Source organism: Asticcacaulis sp. (genome assembly GCF_027484505.1).
GTDB lineage: Bacteria > Pseudomonadota > Alphaproteobacteria > Caulobacterales > Caulobacteraceae > Asticcacaulis.
The window spans coordinates 1-2,664 of record NZ_JAIXSV010000081.1; the positions used below are offsets into that span (position 1 = coordinate 1).

A 2,664-nucleotide genomic window follows, 5' to 3' on the forward strand; every position below is an offset into this window, starting at 1 on the left:
ACGGAGTCGTCACCACCGGATCGGACAATGTCCGGGCCTGCGAGCGTTGTGCGGTAACGGTCCCGGCGGTTAAAGCCACAGCCACCCAGGCGCCGCAACCGAAGGCATGCCCAAAAAATCCGCGCCGGTCGCAGCCACAGGCCGACATTGTCCATCCCTCCGCCGTTGGTCATCTCGCGTCCCCATTGGACCCGGTCCTAACGATGCGCGCAAGCCCCGCCGATGCGAAGCAGAGTGTTTCGGTTCTGTCCAAGTCATTGATATTTCTTTTCGTCAAAAAGTAACAAATAAACATGTGCTGCCTCTCAATATAACCCTAAGCCTAGATTCAGATTTCCCTAACCTTTCGCGTTGTTGCCGATACCCGGAAACCAGTATTTTTTGGACATCTGCAATCTAATGGGTGGGAAGGTTGTGCCGTGGTGTGGGCCTGCGGTGCGGGGCTTTTGCCCACCCCTGAAGACCAGGATGGGGCACGACATGCGCATGGACAGGCTAAAAATCGCTCATCGTATCTTCACCGGGCAGGGGCTGCTGCTGTTCCTGCTGCTGCTTATCGGTGGTGGTGCCTTTGTCGGTCTGACCATCATCGACAGCAGTTTCTCTGACTATCGCCGCATCGCGCGCAATTCCAACCTTATTGCCGCTGTTGATCAGAACGTGTCGCAGACCCGCATTCAAATGAAGGATTTTCTGCTGTCCGGGGATGAGGTGTTTGTCCCGCGGATACAGGAGGCGACGAAAGAGGTCGATGCGCTGCTGGCGGAAGCCGAAAAGGCGTTGATCAATCCCAGCCGTCGGGCCATGCTGGCTGAACTGACCGCGACCTTCGCCACCTACAAAACGACAATCAGCGACGTTGTGTCCCTGGACGCCAAAATCGATAAGGTCTCGGCCGACATCCTGGACAAGAACGCCCCTATGGCCCTGGGCAAGCTGGACCAGGCGCTGCGCCTCGCCGACAGTGATGGTGATGCCCGCACCGCGATGCTGATCGCAAATACGGAACGGGACTTCCTGCTGGTCCGCTTTTACATGCAGCGTTTTGAGAATCTGCGGGATGAAGCCACGCAGGGCGCCCTGACGAAGGCATTGGCCGACTTGGAACGGAGCACAAAGGCTCTGGTCGACCAGTCACGCGGCGCCCGCCGTACCCTGGTTGGGGAGATTGTCCAGCATCTGACGGATTATCGTGAGGGCGCCACCACCAAGATGAACCTGCTCCACGAAACGGAAACCATTGTCCAGGCTCGGCTGAACCCGAGCGGTGGCAAGCTCAGCAAGCTGACCCAGGATATTGCCGAGTCTCAGACCGGACAGCAGAACCAGATCGGGCCGCAGGTTGTGGCCACCATCAATACGATTGAGGCCAGCGCCATCGGCCTCTCCATCCTGTCGGTCCTGCTGGGGATCGGTGGTTCGATGATCGTTGCCCGCTCCATCACACAGCCTGTCAACAGCCTCACGGCCACCATGGGACGGCTGGCGGACGGTGATTTGTCCGTGGATGTCGGCTTCACCGATAACCGGGATGAAATCGGCGACATGTCGCGGGCGCTGGAAGTGTTCAAGACCAATGGCATCGAACGCCGCCGCCTCGAAGAGGAACAGGCCGCCGCGCGTGAAGCGCGGGAGCGGCGGGCCCAGGCGCTGGAGACGCTGATGGGCCGGTTTGACCAGGATGTGCAGGCCCTGGTGGGTGAACTGGGCAGTGCCAGCACCCAGATGCGCGCCTCGGCCCAGTCCATGTCGGCCCTGTCCGAACAGACGGCCCAGCAGTCGATGTCGGTGGCCAGTGCGGCCGAACAGGCCAGCGCCAATGTCCAGGCCGTGGCGACCGCGACTGAGGAACTGTCCAGTTCCTTAGGTGAGATCACCCGCCGCGTTGCGGAAAGCGCCCAGATCACCCGGGTTGCCTATGATCAGGCGAACGAGACCAACCGGACCGTCAATTCCTTGTCGGAAGCGGCAGGCCGTATCGGCACCGTTGTGCAGCTGATCGCCGATATCGCGGGTCAGACCAATCTTCTGGCGCTGAACGCCACCATCGAGGCCGCCCGTGCGGGCGAGGCGGGTAAGGGCTTTGCCGTTGTGGCATCGGAAGTGAAAAGCCTGGCAACGCAGACGGCCCGCGCAACCGGCGATATCAGCGAACAGGTGCAGCAGGTACAATCCGCGACCCAGCAGGCGGTCGATGCCATCCGGTCAATCACCGGTACCATCGCCCGTGTGAACGAGATTGCCGCCGCCATTGCTGCCGCGGTTGAAGAACAGGGCGCGGCCACACAAGAGATTGCCCGCAATGTGCAGCAGGCCGCCGCCGGCACCCAGGATGTCACGTCGACCATCGACAGCGTCCGTGGTGCTGCCGATGAAACCGGACAATCGGCCGGTGAAGTGCTGAATGCGGCGGTCAGCCTGCAGAGCCAGTCGACGCGCCTCACCCAGGTTGTCGGCAGCTTCCTGACCGGGGTCAAGGCCGCCTGATCATACCGTCCCGGACGGGAGTGAGATCAAATCCCGCCCCCGTCGCTGAAAGCATAGATGTCATAGGAGGCCAAAGCCCGGCCGATATCGGCGATGGCGCGGTTGGCGGTGGGCAGACGGCCCCCCATGGTGATGAAGCCATGCACCATGTCGGGATAAAGCCGGTGCAGGACGGGC

Annotated in this window: 2 protein-coding genes; both read left to right on the top strand. The window is 61.3% G+C overall.

Going from position 1 to position 2,664, the window contains the following annotated elements; genetic code table 11:
• Nucleotides 1-284 (top strand): hypothetical protein (locus Q0072_RS04755; protein ID WP_298326459.1); only part of this gene is annotated, 284 nt, incomplete at its 5' end.
• Nucleotides 285-468: 184 nt separating this feature from the next.
• Complete coding sequence (locus Q0072_RS04760) at nt 469-2,487, top strand: methyl-accepting chemotaxis protein (protein WP_298326462.1); 2,019 nt, start codon at nt 469-471, stop codon at nt 2,485-2,487.
• Nucleotides 2,488-2,664 lie beyond the last annotated feature (177 nt).